The organism is Bacillus sp. V59.32b (genome assembly GCF_003429085.1).
Lineage (GTDB): Bacteria > Bacillota > Bacilli > Bacillales > DSM-1321 > Peribacillus.
In genome coordinates, this window is record NZ_QVTC01000039.1 from 18,433 (window position 1) to 34,770 (window position 16,338).

Sequence of the window (16,338 nt, forward strand, 5' to 3'; positions counted from 1 at the left end):
CATGTTAAAAGGAAAAAGGATTATAACAAAAAATAAAAATAAAGGTTGAACTATTGCCAAAAATATAACATAATATATATATGAACATATACTCATATATAGAAAGAAGTGATCTACTATGGGACATCATCACGGACATTCACACGGTCACAGCCATAGCCATGGTTCAGGAAATAAAAAGGCGTTGCTTTGGTCTTTTCTTTTAATTGTGACCTTTATGGTTGTTGAAGTAATAGGCGGTTTACTTACAAATAGCCTGGCGCTGTTGTCGGATGCCGGCCATATGCTTAGTGATGCAGTTGCACTAGGTTTAAGTTTTTTCGCCATAAAGCTGGGAGAGAAGAAAGCATCACTTTCCAAAACATTTGGGTACAGAAGATTTGAAATTATTGCAGCATCCTTAAATGGAATTACCTTGATCCTAATATCACTTTATATCTTTTATGAAGCGTTCCAGCGTTTCTCAAATCCACCGGAAGTTCAAAGTTCGGGGATGTTAATTATTGCTGTAATAGGTTTGTTAGTAAATATTATCGCCGCATTCATTTTAATGAAAGGTGATAAAGACGAAAATCTAAATGTAAGAAGCGCGTTTCTCCATGTGATGGGAGACATGCTTGGTTCAGTCGGCGCGATTGTCGCTGCATTGCTGATGATGTTTTTCGGATGGGGGATTGCAGACCCAATTGCAAGTATAATCGTATCTATATTAATCATCATTAGTGGCTGGAGAGTGACAAAAGAATCATTCAATGTATTGATGGAAGGCACCCCATCCCAAATTGATGTTCAAAAGGTGAAGGAATCCCTTCAAAAAATACCGCTTGTAAAAGAAGTACATGACCTCCACGTTTGGTCTATCACCTCGGAGCTTCCGATGCTAAGCTGCCATATGGCGATAGCGGGAGAAGGGAACCACGATGAGGTGTTGAATCGTGCGCAGTCTATTCTCCACGATGATTTTGGGATCGAGCACAGCACGATTCAGGTGGAGCAAGCGGACAATGGGTGCCCAAGCCCGCACGGCACCTGTAATTAATGATGGTGGGCATGTTCAATCGTTTGTTTTAAAATATCCATAACATGTTGATCATCATGGGTATAGTAAAGAGAAGTTCCTTCCCTGCGGAATTTTACCAGCCGCAAGTTTTTCAGGAAACGCAGCTGGTGCGAGACAGTAGACTGGAGTAAAGAAAGTTTCTCGGCAATATCATTAACGGAGTATTCCCCATCGAATAACAAATGCAGAATACGAAGCCGGGTTGGATCCGATAAGGCTTTAAAGGTTTGGGAAACAATAAATAGTGTTTCTTCGTCCAATTCCCCTATGGGAGTTGGCTGTTTTTCTTTTTCATCTTTCACTTACATCAACCTCCTAGGCTTATTATAGCGATAATAAGAAAGAAAAAAAATCATTGGTCCTCAAAGCTCGTGATTTTTTTTGTTATCAATAAGAATGAATGGGTAAATTAAGGTTGGTAGCTAAATTGTGAAGGCTTTATGACAGTTCGTACAGTTAGGAAAAATACTCATGCAAAAATCTTTACATACTATACGGGGGTATCATATAATACATTTATGAAGGAGGCGAAGCGATGTCCTTAGATTTGAATAATGAAGAAGTTTTGGCAGAAGATTTAAGTTCGTTAGAAGTTAGCGATAGAAAGAGTCACCATTCCGATAAAGTAAAGAAAAACCTGGTCACCCGGTTAAATCGCGTGGAGGGGCAAATTCGCGGTATCAAAGGATTAATTGAAAGAGACACATACTGCGATGACGTGATTACCCAGATCGCTGCGACACAATCAGCCTTAAACAGTGTTGCTAAGATTTTGCTGGAAGGCCATATGAAAAATTGTGTAGTGGAACGAATTCAAGAAGGAGATCTTGAAGTTCTTGATGAGGTTCTTGTAACCGTACAAAAATTAATGAAAAAATAACGGGGGTAAGAATTATGGAAAATGTAACATTAAATGTTAGCGGTATGACTTGTGGTCATTGTGTAAAAGCAGTTGAGGGAAGCGTAGGGAAACTTGAGGGCGTAGAAAATGTCAAGGTTGACCTCGAAAATGGCAAAGTAGATGTTAAATTTAACGCTAATGTTGCTACTATAGATAAAATTAAAGAAACAATTGATGATCAAGGATATGAAGTGAAATAATGAATGAACATAACAGAGCGTGTTGGAGAAGTTAGCACGTTCTGTTTTTATATCGCTAATTGAATAAAAGCTTGCTTCTACATAAAAAGATAAAATGTGGGAAAAATAACGTTTGACATATACGTTAGGGGGGTATAGTATATAAACTATAAAGAAGATAAAAAAAGTCTTAACCTTTCTCACGTATAAAGGAGTGATAATAATGAGCAGCAATGCATCGAAAGAAGTTCAATTGCCTATTTCGGGCATGACTTGCGCCGCCTGTGCGACCCGGATTGAAAAGGGTTTGAGTAAAATGGAAGGCGTTGAAAATGCCAATGTTAATTTAGCCTTGGAAAAGGCGTCCGTTACGTATAATCCTGATGTAACCAATGTTCAAGACTTTGAGAAAAAAGTGAATGACCTTGGGTATGAAGTTGTCAAAGAAAAGGTTGAGTTCGACCTGATAGGCATGACCTGTGCCGCCTGTTCAGCCCGTATTGAAAAAGGACTAAACAAGCTTGAAGGTGTCAATCATGCAACGGTCAATTTAGCACTTGAAACGGGAACCGTGGAGTACAATCCTTCAGAGATAAGTATTCAGGACATGATCAAAAAAGTTGAAAGTATTGGCTATGAAGCAAAACTAAAGCAAGACAGTGAAGAAACCGCCGATTATCGGGCATTGGAAATTGAGAAGCAAAAAGGGAAATTCATTTTCTCATTAATCCTTTCGCTTCCATTATTATGGGCCATGGTCGGACACTTTGAATTTACTTCTTTCCTTTATGTACCTGATATGTTCATGAATCCTTGGGTACAGCTGGCTCTTGCCGCCCCTGTGCAATTTATTATCGGCAAGCAGTTTTATGTTGGAGCTTACAAAGCCCTACGGAATAAAAGTGCCAATATGGATGTATTAGTGGCGCTAGGAACGTCAGCTGCCTTTTTCTACAGTTTATATAAGTCGTTTGAATCGATAGGCACAAATGCACATATGGTCGAGCTATATTACGAAACAAGTGCTATTTTAATTACCTTAATCATTTTAGGGAAATTATTTGAAGCCCGCGCCAAAGGCCGCTCTTCAGAAGCAATCAAGAAATTAATGGGCCTCCAGGCAAAAACTGCGATGGTGTTGCGGGATGGGAATGAAATGGAGATCCCCCTCGAAGAAGTAGTGGTCGGGGATATCGTATATGTCAAACCGGGTGAAAGCGTACCGGTTGATGGCGAAATTGTCGAGGGACGCTCTGCGATGGATGAATCGATGATTACAGGTGAAAGCGTTCCGGTTAGTAAATCAATCGGAGATACGGTCATTGGCGCTACACTCAATAAAAATGGATTCTTGAAAGTGAAAGCAACCAAAGTTGGTAAAGATACAGCCTTGGCTCAAATCATTAAAGTAGTAGAAGAAGCTCAAGGTTCAAAAGCTCCGATTCAACGGGTAGCGGACCAAATTTCCGGTATATTCGTACCGATCGTTGTAGGCATTGCAGTCGTTACATTCTTAATCTGGTTCTTTTGGGTGAGTCCTGGCGAATTTGCGGAAGCCCTTGAGAAATTAATTGCTGTTCTGGTCATTGCTTGTCCTTGTGCGCTCGGGCTTGCAACACCGACTTCCATCATGGCAGGATCCGGCCGGGCAGCAGAATACGGCGTCTTATTTAAAGGCGGGGAACATCTTGAAGCCACGCACCGTATTACAACGGTCATTTTAGATAAAACAGGTACGGTTACAAACGGGAAGCCGGTTTTAACTGATGTAGTGATTGAAGGAAACATGGATGAATCAACCTTCCTTTCCCTTGTCGGTTCCGCTGAAAAACAATCGGAGCATCCGCTCGCGGAAGCGATTGTCCAGGGAATCAAAGAGAAAAATATCACGTTACCGGATGTACAAGAATTCGAAGCAATTCCAGGTCACGGAATTAAGGCAACCGTTAATAATCGTCAATTATTAATCGGTACAAGAAGACTAATGAAAAAATATGATATCGCCATAGATTCAGCCACGGGTAAGATGGAAGCTCTTGAGGATAACGGAAAAACAGCGATGCTTGTAGCCGTTGATGGAGTTTTCATCGGAATCGTAGCTGTCGCAGATACGGTGAAAGAAACTTCTAAAGAAGCGATTAAGCGCTTGAAGGATGCAGGGCTTGAAGTGATTATGATGACAGGGGATAACAAGCGTACTGCCCAGGCAATTGCAGGCGAAGTCGGAATTGACATAGCGATTGCCGAAGTTCTTCCAGAAGGAAAAGCGGATGAAGTGAAAAAGCTGCAGAAACAAGGAAAACGGGTAGCGATGGTTGGCGATGGAATCAACGACGCACCGGCGCTGGCAATGGCCGATATCGGAATGGCGATCGGAACCGGTACGGATGTGGCCATGGAAGCTGCCGATATCACACTCATGAGAGGGGACCTTAACAGCATTGCCGATGCCATCTTAATGAGTAAAAAGACAATCCGCAATATCAAACAAAATTTATTCTGGGCATTGGCCTATAATTCTCTTGGTATTCCGGTTGCCGCAATAGGCTTCCTTGCTCCATGGCTCGCAGGCGCAGCAATGGCATTCAGCTCAGTATCCGTTGTCTTAAATGCCCTTCGTTTGCAGCGGGTAAAGTTACATGAAAAAACAGTTTAACATAAAACGGGATCGAAGGAGCGCTGGCTTATGAAAAAATGGGCATTGGCAGCTATCATTTATTTGGCAGCTGTGATCGGCGGTTATTCAGCATATGATGCGTTCATTGCAGATGAACCGGCACCCGTGCAGGAACATGAGAACCATACTGAAGAAACGGATTAACAAATAGTTAATAAATACAGGGGGTGTCCAGCTTGGAACACCCTCTTTTGTGTTAGCAAGAATAGCGAATCTCGTGTAAGCTGCATTATCCTTGTGCTTCCGCTATAAAACCAAGATCTATTAGTATAGTATATTTTACAAAGCAGTGGAACTATAGAATAAATATGAAATCTAGACAAGGTGGGATATATGGAGGATCAGGTTGTACGATGGTTTAGCGAAAGTGGATTATTCGCAATTTGGATCAGTGTTTTACTAAATGTTGTGATAAGTCTGCTTGGTTTTGTTCCGAGCGTGTTCTTAACCGCTGCGAACATTACCTTTTTTGGCTTTTCGGGCGGTGTAATACTATCCATTATTGGGGAAGCGATCGGAGCGATTGCCAGCTTTTATTTGTACAGGAAAGGGATTCACAAGTTTTTGCCTAAAAAGGAATTTAACAATAAATTTTTGAACAGATTGCATACAAGTAATGGTCTCGAGGCGTTTATATTAATACTAGCTCTGAGAATTTTCCCCTTTGTTCCATCAGGGCTTGTCACCCTTGCAGGAGCAGTAAGCAAAGTAAATCTGAGTACCTTCGCCATTGCCAGCACAGTCGGAAAAATCCCTGCGTTATTGATTGAAGCATACGCGGTACACCAAGTTCTGGCATGGGAAGGACAAGGCAAAGTTATTTTGGCCTTAACAGCTTTTTTACTAATTCTGATCCTAATTATTAAAAGTTCAAGAGAAAAATAATCACTTAAACAGTTTATACATAAAATGGGTTAAACCATCAAGATTTGGGGAAGATATCAGGAAAAGGAGGGATTGATATGAAGGGTAAAGAAAACAAGGTTAATGTACAAATAACCAATCAGACTGAAAATCAAACCTCGGATGGAGTTATGGATCTTTTTGAAATAATGGAAGCCAAAGACGAAGATGAAGATATCCTAACCATGGCGGAAAACGAAGACAATCATAGCTTAGTCTGCAACAATGAGCTGTTTAATAAAGAATTATGGGCGATCGTCGACGATACAGTGCATGAAGAATGAAATTAAATTGGTACATATTTTGAGAAAAGCTGGCAGGTGCTAAAGGGACACCTGCTAGCTTTTTGCTTATGAAAGACTTTTTAAAAGGGAAGTGGGAACCCGGACCCGGAACCGAACCCATCTTGGAATGATGGCAGAATCGGTAAAACTACTGGCAACAATCAAAAAGATCCCGAAAACAGAAGTGTCCCGCAAATTATTGAAAAATATGAAGAAATTCTATTTAAAATAGTTAATCATTTTCTTTCGATAATCTTCTGCATCAAAGCAAAGACCCGGCAACAAAACGAAAATTCCGAGAACAAAAGTCCGGGTTCCGGCAACAAAACAAGTCAAAGCGGCAACAAAAATTGTAATTTTGGCAACGGAATTTGGATCTGGCAACAAAACGAAAATTCCGACAACAAAAGTCCGAATTCCGGCAACAAAACAAGTCAGATTGGCAACAAAACTGAAATTTCGGCAACGGAATTTGGATCTGGCAACAAAACGAAAATTCCGGCAACAAAAGTCCGAGTTCCGGCAACAAAACAAGTCAGATTGGCAACAAAACTGAAATTTCGGCAACGAAATCCGGATCTGGCAATAAAACGAAAATTCCGGCAACAAAAGTGCATATTCTTATATGGAGAAGATCATTGGATTGTACCTGCGTCTGGCCGCATGCATGAAGCATCATCCAGATGATTTAGGGGAATACCTGAAGGCTTGGGACTATTGGAAACACATAATCAATAGAGGATGATTATGTCTTCTTATAATTAATGACCTGAAACAATCAAAATGTAAATTCCCGCTACAAAAGTTCGAACATCGGCTACAAACCTGAAGAAGTCGGCTGCAAAATCAGAAATTCCCACTACAAAAACGGGTTGCGGCTACAATGATCCCTGTTACTCTATCCTCAGAAAAACCGAATTCCATATTTATGTGATTAACCTTATCAAAATAGCCGATAATCGGTGCACCTTTCTCTGTTCTTTCATAGTAATTGTCTCCGTAGGCATCTATAACCTCACTTTTATGGCTGCCAACCGCTACGCCTTTAGCTGTTTTATACTTATTGCTGGATAAATAGATCCTTTGAACTTTTCCTTCCTCTAACAGAAAATCAACATCATAATCTGATTCATCTTTCCCATATATAAAATAAGTGGATTTAGGATTCTCTATTTCCTCAACAAAATCAGGTTCCCCCAATACATTCGTTACATCATCTTTGGTGGATTTTAATGAAATAGATTGAATGTGTTCATTGCTTAGGTCCGTACAGGCGGGGGATTGATGAGACTCGGAGTTATCTTTTGAAAAGGGGTCGCATCCACCAACAATCAAAACAAATAGTAAGATGTACAAAAATGCAAAAGCTTGATTTCCTGTCTTAAACACCCTATTTATCTCCCTCACATTAGTAATAAATCATGATAAAAGAAGGTATACAAACCAATAAACTTGGAAGAGATACGAGGAGTAACCTTGTAGACCAATTTGTTCGTCTTTCTAGAGATTCACTTGATTCTGTCTCAATGTCTACTCTTCTCGTGTCAGGTTGGATAAATGCCCCCATAAACAGAGCGGCTAAAAGTAAAAAAAACCTCCTGTAATTCCAGTTAATTTCGGAATCAAATGAATGTCCTGTAAAATTGCATAAATAATAAAGTCAATTAGCAGAAGGACGACTCCAAACATGAAAGATTTTTTAATAAATCTCACCACCATACTTTTTAGTAAATTATAACATATCGCATAATCAATTATATCCATTATTTTACATGAGAGCTATGGGTGAATTTCACCAAATCAAATTTCAACATCGAACTGACACATTCCTGTGCTATTATTATCTTCAATTGTGGAAACTTTTGTAGACTATTGGCGAATACGCTTTGATTTTATATACTTTTGTGTAAAGGAGGGGTCCTTTTGAAGACGATTTTGATAGTGGAAGATGAGAAGGCCATTTCGATGGTACTGAAGGCTTATCTGCAGCGTGAAGGGTTTCAGATTATCCAAGTTTTTAACGGAGGAGAAGCACTGGCCGTTTTTGACAAGAGTAATCCTGATCTCGTTTTGCTGGATGTCATGCTTCCCGGTAAAGATGGTTGGGAGATCCTGAAGGAAATCCGCCAAAAGGACTCGTGTCCGGTAATCATGCTTACTGCCTTGGGTGATATCGATTATAAATTAGAAGGCTTTAAAACAGGGGCGGACGATTATATCCCAAAACCATTTGTTGCCGAAGAGGTGGTTGCACGAGTCCATGCAGTTCTGAGACGATCTCCAGGCATTTTTGGAGAAGATAATATCATTCAATATGGAAGCTTAAAAGTGGATTTGGATTCGTACGTTGTCCAGGTGAACGGACAAGACATCAGCCTGACACCAAGGGATTTATCCTTGTTCATTTTCTTTGCCCAAAATCCGAATCAGATCTTCACGAGAGAGCAGCTAATCGAGCAGGTGTGGGGACTGGATTACGATGGCAGTGACCGGGCTGTCGACCTTGCCATAAAGCGGATTCGTAAATCGCTGGAAGCTTGGCCGACTTCTGAAGGGGAAATCAAAACTCTACGAGGATTGGGGTATCAATTGAGTGTCTATGAAAACTAAAAAACGAACCACACTTCTGAGGTATTGGACAACTCGCTATGTGATGACCCTTTTCGTTGGCCTGATTTTTCTAGGGGTCTTTTCGATGTGGTGGATGCAGCAAACAGCGCTTGAATACAGGCTGAATTTGCTGAAGTATTTAGCGGATGAAACGTCTGACCGGGCCATCAAGGAGAATGGGCAAATTGTCATCGGTCCGATTTTATCAGGGATTATCAATGAACGGGAAAAAATTCTCCATCTGAACAAAGAACCAATTATCTATATAACTGATCCAGATGGCCAAATTATCTTTACGAACCCGCAAATCTATATAAAAGAAGGAGAAGACCGAATACAGAAATCGATTCTCCAAGGTAAAGACAGCATTCAAAAGGTTGACCTGAACGATGGCAATCAAGTATATGTGGTGAAATCTCCGATTGATTATTCGGAAGAGCGGATTGGCTGGGTATTTATTGTTCAGGACGAAAATTCACTGATGGAGATCAACCAGGATCACGGATTGTTAGCAATCATGTTGTTTGGCCTCGGAATTCTGGGATGGGCAGTAATCTATGTGTTATCACGAAAAATTTCCAAACCGATTCAAGATGTAGCAGAGGCCGCTGTGCAAATCCGTAAAGGAAATTATGATATCCAGTTACACGAAAATGCCCGTGAAGAAGAGATTTATGAATTGGTACAGTCGTTTAAAGAGATGACCAACCGTTTGACACAGCTTGAAAAACTGCGGGCGGAATTACTTGCCGGTGTGACGCATGATTTGAAAACTCCTGTTACTTCCATCAGCGGTCTCGTGCAGGCCGTTAAGGACGATGTGGTCACCGGGGAAGAAAGCAAGGAATTTCTAGATACTTCCCTAAAGGAAATCAAACGGCTTCAGACAATGATTGAAGATCTGCTGGATTTCAATGCTATTTCGGCTGGCGCATTTACCATTAAAGTAAAACAAATGAATTTGAATGAGGTTGTTGAAGAAATTGCCTATCAATGGAGGGCTACCCAGGAGGAGCAGAATTTCGAATTGGATGTGAAGCTGCCGGAGAAATTGATTTTCGGTATGGCCGATTCACTCCGTTTGCAAGGAATCATTATTAACTTATTAAATAATGCCAAACAAGCTTTATTGGATAATGGAAAAATTGAGATTTCCTTGTACATCAACGGAAAAAATAATATAAACATCGACGTAAAAGATAATGGAAGAGGAATCCCTCTGAATGAACAGGACAATGTCTTTGAACCTTTTTACAGAGGAGAAAAGAAAAAGTTGGAGGTTCGCGGTCTTGGACTTGGGCTTCCATTCAGTAAAATGCTTGCTAAAGCGCAAAAAGGGGATCTTGTGCTGAAAGAGAGCAATGAGAATGGAACGACCTTTACCATATCTCTTATGCAGACACCCCATTCGAATTAAAAAAGGTTGTCCAGTTCAATCCGGACAACCTTTTTCTTAATTGATTAAGCTGATTGCTCTCCAAAGCTGGATATTGCGGACTTTACGCGGCAGGAATCGTCCCATTTCCTCTTCGTTATAGCCTGCATGTAAATTTTTATGATCAAAAACAATCGGACGGCGCAATAAATCAGGGTTCTTCTGGATGATTTCGCAGAGTTCGTTGAGAGGCGTGTTGTTAATATCGATGTTTAAGCTTTTGAACTTCTTAGATCGAGTCGAAACAATTTCATCCGTCCCGCCCTCTGTTTTTCTCAGTACTTCTTTTATTTCTTCCACCGATAAAGGTTGTGCATAGATATTTCGTTCATTATAGGCAATGTTATTTTTTTGAAGCCAAGACTTTGCTTTCCTGCATGCTAGACTACTAGGTGTAGTATAAATCGTAACCAATGTGATCGACTCCTTTAGTTTTTATCATTACAGTTTAGTTTTTATTTGATAATTGTTGATATTCTTACTTTATCGTTATAATGTGTCAGCCAAATGTCAGGAGAAAAACTTTTTTATGTTAAATATCTCTGCTGATTTTTGGGTCATTGAATCTCTGGTTTGCTTAATGGGTGCTGAAACCGTGGTTTCAGACGATTGATCCAATATATTTATTCACAATAATGGTTAACTTGCTCTCCTGAAAATCCATTAATGTGTATAATCAGTTTGTAGACAATCTTTTGATTCATCGATAAGATTGCAGACTTTAGAGGGAAGTGCGAAGATGAAGAGGCTTCAAGTAATGTTATCTCTAACGCTGCTTTTCACAATACTCAGCGGATGTAACAGTACGAACCAGAATGAAAACACTGAGGATGTTGAACTTACGGTCTCAGCAGCAGCCAGTTTGAAGGATGTCCTTGATGAAATTAGAAAAGAGTTTGAAAAGGAAAATAAAGACATCAAGATTCACTTTAATTTAGGTTCTTCAGGTGCATTGCAGCAACAGATAGCCCAAGGTGCGCCCGTAGATTTGTTTATTTCGGCAGCAGAAGATAATTTTGGTACGTTAGTTCGTGACCAAATTATTGAGCAGGAAAAACACCTGGCAGGAAATGAGATCGTGCTGGTTGTACCTGAAAATTCAAGTTTAAACATAGACTCCTTTCGTGACTTGGAAAATGCTTCAAGAATCGCAATCGGGACACCGGAAACCGTACCGGCTGGGAAATATGCACGTCAAACGTTAAAAGCATTGAGACTTTGGGATGTTGTTGAATCCCAGCTTGTCTATACGAAGGATGTCAGGCAGGCACTATCATTTGTGGAAATGAATAATGTAGATGCCAGCATTGTGTATAGTACGGATGTCCGGCAATCTAAGGATACAGAAATAGTAGAAGTAGCACCGATAGATAGTCACGAGCCGATTGTTTATCCTTTTGGTATAATAAAAAATACGGAACACCCTGAGGAAAGTAAACAATTTTTCGATTATTTGCAAGGAGATAAGGCAATGAACATACTTAGTAAACACGGATTTAAGGATTTAAATTAACGATGGCAGTGGATTTTTGGACGCCGGTCAGCCTATCAATCAAGGTAGCTATTCTTTCGGGGGTCCTTGTTTTCTTCCTCGGTATGTGGGCAGCACGAATCCTGGCCAGAAAGAGGTTCAAGGGAAGGGTACTGGTTGAAACTATATTTCTACTGCCGCTCGTACTCCCTCCATCGGTTGTGGGCTTTTTACTGATTGTCGCGTTTGGGCATAATAGTCCGGTTGGCCGGACTATTGAGTGGCTGTTCCACCAGCCGGTAATGTTCACCTGGTGGGCCGCGGTCATCGCTTCCATTGTCGTCGCTTTTCCATTGATGTATCAGTCTGCGAAAGCCGGCTTTGAAGCGATTGATGGCGATATCGAAAATGCAGCCCGTGTAGACGGAGCTAATGAACGGAAGGTGTTTCTCCTGGTCACCTTGCCTCTCGCGGTTAAAGCAATTATTGCCGGCGCGATTCTTAGCTTTGCAAGGGGACTTGGAGAATTTGGCGCTACGTTAATGTTTGCCGGGAATATCCCTGGCAAAACACAGACGATTCCAACAGCGATTTATGTGGCCATTGATTCAGGGAACATGCAAATGGCATGGCTTTGGGTCGGGACGATGGTTGTCATTTCATTTGTTATGCTTTTATTGGTTCATATAATAAGGGATTAATCTTCGGCCGCTTGAAACAGTTCAGCGGTCTGTTTTTTTGATCTTTTCTAGCATCGTAATGAAAAAGCCGGGAGCCGCTTCAATATCCCTGACGAAGCTAAAGCCATGTTTCTTGTAAAGGTTGATGGCCGGCTGATTCTCTTTTCCAGTTGAGACAATTATTTTATTGTGGTTTGGTTCTTTTTGAAGATGATTTATTAATTTTTTGGCTATTCCTTTTCTAAAATGCCCAGGGTCAACGATTAATCGACAAATAACGAGCGTGCCGTTTTCAGGAGAGTATGAAATGGCACCTGCGAGCTTCTCATCAATGAAATAACCGACAAACTCTTCTTGACTGGCCATAAGTTGCTCTATTGTTTCTTTAAGTGGAGGAATATCGTAAAACCCGATCAACTCAGCTTCAACGGCATATGATTTCTTCTGAAGGCTATCCAATTCCTTGACTAGCAAAAGATTATCCAAAGCAATTTTCCTTAACATAAATTCAACCACCTTTATCCAAAAATATGGGAGGGTTATCAACTTAATTTTATCAAAATTTGTCGTTTTTTACTGTTGACTTTTGGAAGAACTTGTCGGCAAAATCCTGGCTGAAAACCTTGTTTTTTAAAAATCCAACATGATATACTAAAGACAATTATTTTTGTGCGGAATAATTGTAATAGAGCGATCCAAAAGGTTTCCTCTTAAGACATTATCCTAAATCAAGAATAGTAATAAAAGGATTTTTTTCCAATGGGAGGAAACATACATGGTAACAGGTAAAGTAAAATGGTTTAATGCAGAAAAAGGTTTCGGTTTCATCGAAGTAGAAGGTCAAGACGACGTATTCGTACACTTCTCTGCTATCCAAGGTGAAGGTTTCAAAACTCTTGAAGAAGGTCAAGAAGTAACTTTCGAAATCGAGCAAGGCGCTCGCGGACCTCAAGCTGCAAACGTTCAAAAGTAATTGGACGTTAAAAAAAGACTCCTTATAGGAGTCTTTTTTTATGTGGTTTTTTGGCGATTCTCATTTATCCTGTATAAGGTGAGCAACCGCAACAGTAAGTTTAACTTTGGGCTACATACTTGATAAAATCCGCTATAAAACCGGAATTTACGCTACAAAAATAGAAACCGGCTACAAAAAGAAAAGTGTAAATGGTATCATTTATCTAAAATAATCCATGTTCATTGAGATACGAGGTGTTTAGGTGATGAATCTGGTTCTTATCATGCTCGGCGGATTTCTGGGATCGATATGTCGCTTTTCTATTGGAGAATGGCTACCTGTGCAAAATGGATTTCCGGTTGCGACTTTTTGTATAAATCTCGTCGGCTGTTTTTTTTCTTGGCTGGCTGTTTTCATTTGCAGCATATAAAAAAAGAATAGATCCGCATTTTATTTTGTTTTTGGGAACCGGTTTTATAGGTTCTTTCACGACATTCTCGACCTTTTCATTGGAAACCATCCAGCTGGCAGGAAGAGGTCATATCGTAATGGCTGTATCATACATTTTACTGAGTATTGTTTGCGGAATCTTTCTTGCGTTTGCCGGGAAAATCTTTGCTAAGTCCTTCCCGTTTAGAAAAGGTGAAACAGTATGATCTGGCTAATAGGGGCTGGCGGGGCAATAGGAGCAGCAGCCCGTTTCTTAATAGGTGGTTTGATGAGGAGAGCAAAGGGAGAATTTCCGTTGGGCACTTGGGTGATTAATATCTCTGGATCATTTTTGCTGGGCATCCTTGCTGCATTACATATCTCAAATTTACTGTCAGAATGGCTATGGTCATTCGTTGGCATAGGATTTTGCGGCGCATATACGACCTTTTCGACATTTGGGACAGAGACCATTGCACTGTTGGAAGAAAAAAATTATATAACGGCGATGGTCTATGTAATTTCTTCTGTAGTAATTGGAGTATTGGTTGCAGCGTTCGGTTATTATTTTATTCTGAAAATAATTGTATAGCAAAATCAAAGGATAGTAAGCCCAAGGCTCACTATCCTTTTCTGTATCCAAGTGTCTTACCGTTACTTTCATTCAAAAGTGGAACTTCCCGTCACGAATCCAAATTTCAGCAAGGATATGCTAATTATTATAGGTCATCAAATCCATTATCGGCATTATTCACCTTCGTATATTGCCGTGACTTTTGTTCGAAGAAATCCGATTTGCCAAGGTCGACTTCTTCATAAGCTTTGATCCAACGCAACGGGTTTTCCCGGAACCCTTCAAAGGGCCGGTCGAATCCTAACTGATTACAGCGCACATTGGCATAGAATTTTATATAGTGTTCAAGGTCTCCCATTGAGATTCCTTCGATTTTATTGCCAATAATATGTCGGCCCCATTCAATTTCCAATTCTGCCGCTTTTATGAAGGTTTCTTGAACAAAGACTTTTAGTTCAGGGGTATCGTATTCCGGATACTGATTAAGCACTTCCTTGAAAATTTTAACAAACAGGTCGACATGGAGCTGTTCATCTCTGTTAATATAATTGATCATCGTTGAAGTGGCGACCATCTTTTGGTTTCTGGCAAGGTTATAGAAAAAGGCGAAACCTGAATAGAAGAAAAGACCTTCCAATATAACGTCGTAAACAATCGACTTTAAAACATTCTCCACAGACGGATTTTCGGCAAAGCTTTTATAGCCATTGGTAACAAACTCGTTTCGCTCAATAAGAGCGGGCTCGTTTCTCCAGAATTCAAACACTTCCTCTTGCTTCTGTTTCGGCACGATGCTTGATAATACATAAGAGTATGAATGGTTATGGATGACTTCCTGCTGTGCCAGGATAATCATAAGCGCATTCATGCTCGAATCCGTTAAATAATCGGCAACCTTTCCTGCATAGTCCGTTTGGATACTGTCAAGCAGGGCAAGGAGGCCGATGATTTTCAGAAAGGCTTCCTTTTCAACTTCGCTAAGCTGCGGAAATTGCTTGATGTCCTGCGACATGTTGATTTCAAAGGGCGTCCAAAAATTGGCCAGCATTTTTTTATATTTTGGGTAAGCCCAAGAGTATGCGACATCATCCCAATTCAAGATGTTGGAACAGCTGCCGTTAATAATGGCAGTAGAGCGGTTTGGAGCTGTGGCATCCATGATGCTGCGTTTATTTAAGCTAATAGACATATAACATCACCTTTTCTTTTGATTAACTCGCACACGACTCACATTCGACGTACAGCACCTCACAAAATTCGGCTGATCGAGCACAAGCCCGGCTGATCGATCAGAAATCCAGGTAATCGAGCACAAACCCGGCTGATCGAGCACAAATCTTAATGATCGAGCACAAATTCAGATAATCGAGCACAAATCCAGATAATCGAGCACAAATCCAGCTGATCGAGCACAAATCTGGATAATCGAGCACAAATTCGGCTGATCGAGCACAAATTCGGATGATCGAGCACAAATTTGGATGATCGAGCACAAATTCGGATGATCGAGCACAAATCCGGATAATCGAGCACAAATTCAGGTAATCGAGCATAAATCCGGCTGATCGATCACAAATCTGGATGATCGAGCACAAATTCAGATAATCGATCACAAATCTGAATGATCGAGCACAAATCCGGATAATCGAGCACAAATTCGAATAATCGAGCACAAATTCGAATAATCGATCACAAATCTGGATGATCGAGCGTAAATTCAAATAATCGAGCACAAATCCAGATAATCGAGCAGAAATCCAGCTGATCGAGAACAAATCCAGATAATCGAGAACAAATCCAGATAATCGAGAACAAATCCAGATAATCGAGCACAAATCCGGCTGATCGAGCAAAAATCTGGATAATCGAGCATAAATTCAGATAATCGAGCACAAATCTGAATGATCGAGCACAAATTCAGATAATCGAGCAGAAATCCGGCTGATCGAGCACAAATCCAGATAATCGAGCAGAAATCCGGCTGATCGAGCACAAATTCAGATAATCGAGCACAAATCTGAATGATCGAGCACAAATCTAAATAATCGAGCAAAAATCCGCCTGATCGAGCACAAATCCAGATAATCGAGCACAAATCCAGCTGATCGAGTACAAATCCAGATAATCGAGCACAAATCCAAATAATCGAGCACAAATCTGAATGATCGAGCACAAATTCA

23 protein-coding genes are annotated in these 16,338 nt (G+C 40.5%); 15 read left to right on the top strand and 8 right to left on the bottom strand.

The genetic code is table 11. The features are described from left to right. The first annotated feature begins 118 nt into the window (after window positions 1-118). Window positions 119-1,039, top strand: coding sequence for a cation diffusion facilitator family transporter (locus tag D0463_RS09650; RefSeq protein WP_117307198.1), 921 nt, complete (start codon window positions 119-121; stop codon window positions 1,037-1,039). Here D0463_RS09650 and D0463_RS09655 read toward each other — a convergent pair. Beyond that, window positions 1,036-1,329 carry an ArsR/SmtB family transcription factor gene (locus D0463_RS09655; protein ID WP_160118397.1) on the bottom strand — a complete coding sequence of 98 codons (294 nt, stop codon included), beginning with the start codon at window positions 1,327-1,329 and terminating at the stop codon, window positions 1,036-1,038. The genes D0463_RS09650 and D0463_RS09655 overlap by 4 nt on opposite strands. Window positions 1,330-1,595: 266 nt before the next feature. On the opposite strand from D0463_RS09655, the gene D0463_RS09660 reads away from it, so the two are divergent. From D0463_RS09660 to D0463_RS09680, 6 genes are all read left to right on the top strand, one after another. Next, window positions 1,596-1,940: a metal-sensitive transcriptional regulator gene (locus tag D0463_RS09660; protein WP_117307200.1), complete on the top strand. Its 345-nt coding sequence runs from the start codon at window positions 1,596-1,598 to the stop codon at window positions 1,938-1,940. Between the two features lie 14 nt (window positions 1,941-1,954). Beyond that, window positions 1,955-2,161: a copper chaperone CopZ gene (gene copZ / locus D0463_RS09665; RefSeq protein ID WP_117307201.1), complete on the top strand. Its 207-nt coding sequence runs from the start codon at window positions 1,955-1,957 to the stop codon at window positions 2,159-2,161. Between the two features lie 202 nt (window positions 2,162-2,363). After that, window positions 2,364-4,796, top strand: coding sequence for a heavy metal translocating P-type ATPase (locus D0463_RS09670; RefSeq protein WP_117307202.1), 2,433 nt, complete (start codon window positions 2,364-2,366; stop codon window positions 4,794-4,796). Window positions 4,797-4,826: 30 nt separating this feature from the next. Continuing rightward, window positions 4,827-4,961, top strand: a complete 135-nt coding sequence (locus D0463_RS20105; protein ID WP_301950638.1) for a hypothetical protein — start codon at window positions 4,827-4,829, stop codon at window positions 4,959-4,961. Between the two features lie 189 nt (window positions 4,962-5,150). Continuing rightward, on the top strand, window positions 5,151-5,702 hold the full coding sequence (locus D0463_RS09675; protein WP_117307203.1) for a TVP38/TMEM64 family protein: 552 nt from the start codon (window positions 5,151-5,153) through the stop codon (window positions 5,700-5,702). 77 nt (window positions 5,703-5,779) lie between these two features. Beyond that, window positions 5,780-6,004, top strand: coding sequence for a hypothetical protein (locus D0463_RS09680; protein WP_117307204.1), 225 nt, complete (start codon window positions 5,780-5,782; stop codon window positions 6,002-6,004). Window positions 6,005-6,850: 846 nt separating this feature from the next. Here D0463_RS09680 and D0463_RS09685 read toward each other — a convergent pair. Then, window positions 6,851-7,393, bottom strand: a complete 543-nt coding sequence (locus D0463_RS09685) for a hypothetical protein (protein ID WP_117307205.1) — start codon at window positions 7,391-7,393, stop codon at window positions 6,851-6,853. Window positions 7,394-7,412: 19 nt separating this feature from the next. Next, window positions 7,413-7,619: a DUF5316 family protein gene (locus D0463_RS20250; RefSeq protein ID WP_367946581.1), complete on the bottom strand. Its 207-nt coding sequence runs from the start codon at window positions 7,617-7,619 to the stop codon at window positions 7,413-7,415. A gap of 308 nt (window positions 7,620-7,927) precedes the next feature. Between D0463_RS20250 and D0463_RS09695 the strand changes: the two genes are divergently transcribed. Together D0463_RS09695 and D0463_RS09700 are read left to right on the top strand one after the other, a co-directional pair. Beyond that, entirely contained in the window at window positions 7,928-8,614 is a 687-nt protein-coding gene (locus tag D0463_RS09695; protein ID WP_117307207.1) for a response regulator transcription factor, read from the top strand. An 85-nt stretch (window positions 8,615-8,699) separates the two neighbouring features. Continuing rightward, a complete protein-coding gene (locus tag D0463_RS09700) occupies window positions 8,700-10,031 on the top strand; it encodes a HAMP domain-containing sensor histidine kinase (RefSeq protein WP_254052758.1) in 1,332 nt (443 codons plus the stop codon). 36 nt (window positions 10,032-10,067) lie between these two features. Here D0463_RS09700 and spx read toward each other — a convergent pair whose 3' ends face one another. Next, window positions 10,068-10,463, bottom strand: coding sequence for a transcriptional regulator Spx (gene spx / locus D0463_RS09705; protein WP_117307209.1), 396 nt, complete (start codon window positions 10,461-10,463; stop codon window positions 10,068-10,070). Between the two features lie 325 nt (window positions 10,464-10,788). On the opposite strand from spx, the gene modA reads away from it, so the two are divergent. Both modA and modB read left to right on the top strand, forming a co-directional pair. Beyond that, on the top strand, window positions 10,789-11,562 hold the full coding sequence (gene modA / locus D0463_RS09710) for a molybdate ABC transporter substrate-binding protein (RefSeq protein ID WP_117307210.1): 774 nt from the start codon (window positions 10,789-10,791) through the stop codon (window positions 11,560-11,562). Window positions 11,563-11,564: 2 nt separating this feature from the next. Continuing rightward, window positions 11,565-12,221: a molybdate ABC transporter permease subunit gene (gene modB, locus D0463_RS09715; RefSeq protein WP_117307211.1), complete on the top strand. Its 657-nt coding sequence runs from the start codon at window positions 11,565-11,567 to the stop codon at window positions 12,219-12,221. Between the two features lie 21 nt (window positions 12,222-12,242). Here modB and D0463_RS09720 read toward each other — a convergent pair whose 3' ends face one another. Then, window positions 12,243-12,704 carry a GNAT family N-acetyltransferase gene (locus D0463_RS09720; RefSeq protein WP_117307212.1) on the bottom strand — a complete coding sequence of 154 codons (462 nt, stop codon included), beginning with the start codon at window positions 12,702-12,704 and terminating at the stop codon, window positions 12,243-12,245. A gap of 271 nt (window positions 12,705-12,975) precedes the next feature. Between D0463_RS09720 and D0463_RS09725 the strand changes: the two genes are divergently transcribed. The 4 genes from D0463_RS09725 (at window position 12,976) to crcB (ending at window position 14,176) form a co-directional block, all read left to right on the top strand. After that, the gene (locus D0463_RS09725) at window positions 12,976-13,173 is read left to right on the top strand and encodes a cold-shock protein (protein WP_117307213.1); all 198 of its coding nucleotides are present in this window, start codon (window positions 12,976-12,978) and stop codon (window positions 13,171-13,173) included. A 265-nt stretch (window positions 13,174-13,438) separates the two neighbouring features. Then, the gene (locus D0463_RS20255) at window positions 13,439-13,585 is read left to right on the top strand and encodes a hypothetical protein (protein WP_367946582.1); all 147 of its coding nucleotides are present in this window, start codon (window positions 13,439-13,441) and stop codon (window positions 13,583-13,585) included. A gap of 7 nt (window positions 13,586-13,592) precedes the next feature. Further along, the gene (locus D0463_RS19870) at window positions 13,593-13,811 is read left to right on the top strand and encodes a fluoride efflux transporter FluC (RefSeq protein WP_254052759.1); all 219 of its coding nucleotides are present in this window, start codon (window positions 13,593-13,595) and stop codon (window positions 13,809-13,811) included. Further along, entirely contained in the window at window positions 13,808-14,176 is a 369-nt protein-coding gene (gene crcB / locus D0463_RS09735; protein ID WP_117307214.1) for a fluoride efflux transporter CrcB, read from the top strand. Before D0463_RS19870 ends, crcB begins: the two co-directional genes overlap by 4 nt. 127 nt (window positions 14,177-14,303) lie before the next feature. Here the strand turns inward: crcB and D0463_RS09740 are convergent, their stop codons facing one another. From D0463_RS09740 to D0463_RS19365, 3 genes are all read right to left on the bottom strand, one after another. Continuing rightward, window positions 14,304-15,347 carry a ribonucleotide-diphosphate reductase subunit beta gene (locus D0463_RS09740; protein ID WP_117307215.1) on the bottom strand — a complete coding sequence of 348 codons (1,044 nt, stop codon included), beginning with the start codon at window positions 15,345-15,347 and terminating at the stop codon, window positions 14,304-14,306. A 100-nt stretch (window positions 15,348-15,447) separates the two neighbouring features. Then, the gene (locus D0463_RS19200; protein ID WP_133299562.1) at window positions 15,448-15,879 is read right to left on the bottom strand and encodes a hypothetical protein; all 432 of its coding nucleotides are present in this window, start codon (window positions 15,877-15,879) and stop codon (window positions 15,448-15,450) included. Further along, a partial coding sequence (locus D0463_RS19365; protein ID WP_160118396.1) for a hypothetical protein occupies window positions 15,876-16,338 on the bottom strand: 463 nt, incomplete at its 5' end. The genes D0463_RS19200 and D0463_RS19365, both read right to left, overlap by 4 nt.

What these genes read in the sequence shown, in the direction of transcription:
- D0463_RS09680 (WP_117307204.1), top strand. Translation starts at nt 5,780, where the DNA reads ATGAAGGGTAAAGAAAACAAGGTTAATGTACAAATAACCAATCAGACT.
- D0463_RS09675 (WP_117307203.1), top strand. Translation starts at nt 5,151, where the DNA reads ATGGAGGATCAGGTTGTACGATGGTTTAGCGAAAGTGGATTATTCGCA.
- D0463_RS09725 (WP_117307213.1), top strand. Translation starts at nt 12,976, where the DNA reads ATGGTAACAGGTAAAGTAAAATGGTTTAATGCAGAAAAAGGTTTCGGT.
- D0463_RS20255 (WP_367946582.1), top strand. Translation starts at nt 13,439, where the DNA reads ATGCTCGGCGGATTTCTGGGATCGATATGTCGCTTTTCTATTGGAGAA.
- D0463_RS09660 (WP_117307200.1), top strand. Translation starts at nt 1,596, where the DNA reads ATGTCCTTAGATTTGAATAATGAAGAAGTTTTGGCAGAAGATTTAAGT.
- crcB (WP_117307214.1), top strand. Translation starts at nt 13,808, where the DNA reads ATGATCTGGCTAATAGGGGCTGGCGGGGCAATAGGAGCAGCAGCCCGT.
- D0463_RS09670 (WP_117307202.1), top strand. Translation starts at nt 2,364, where the DNA reads ATGAGCAGCAATGCATCGAAAGAAGTTCAATTGCCTATTTCGGGCATG.
- D0463_RS09700 (WP_254052758.1), top strand. Translation starts at nt 8,700, where the DNA reads ATGTGGTGGATGCAGCAAACAGCGCTTGAATACAGGCTGAATTTGCTG.
- modA (WP_117307210.1), top strand. Translation starts at nt 10,789, where the DNA reads ATGAAGAGGCTTCAAGTAATGTTATCTCTAACGCTGCTTTTCACAATA.
- D0463_RS20105 (WP_301950638.1), top strand. Translation starts at nt 4,827, where the DNA reads ATGAAAAAATGGGCATTGGCAGCTATCATTTATTTGGCAGCTGTGATC.
- modB (WP_117307211.1), top strand. Translation starts at nt 11,565, where the DNA reads ATGGCAGTGGATTTTTGGACGCCGGTCAGCCTATCAATCAAGGTAGCT.
- D0463_RS09650 (WP_117307198.1), top strand. Translation starts at nt 119, where the DNA reads ATGGGACATCATCACGGACATTCACACGGTCACAGCCATAGCCATGGT.
- D0463_RS09740 (WP_117307215.1), bottom strand. Translation starts at nt 15,347, where the DNA reads ATGTCTATTAGCTTAAATAAACGCAGCATCATGGATGCCACAGCTCCA.
- D0463_RS09720 (WP_117307212.1), bottom strand. Translation starts at nt 12,704, where the DNA reads ATGTTAAGGAAAATTGCTTTGGATAATCTTTTGCTAGTCAAGGAATTG.
- copZ (WP_117307201.1), top strand. Translation starts at nt 1,955, where the DNA reads ATGGAAAATGTAACATTAAATGTTAGCGGTATGACTTGTGGTCATTGT.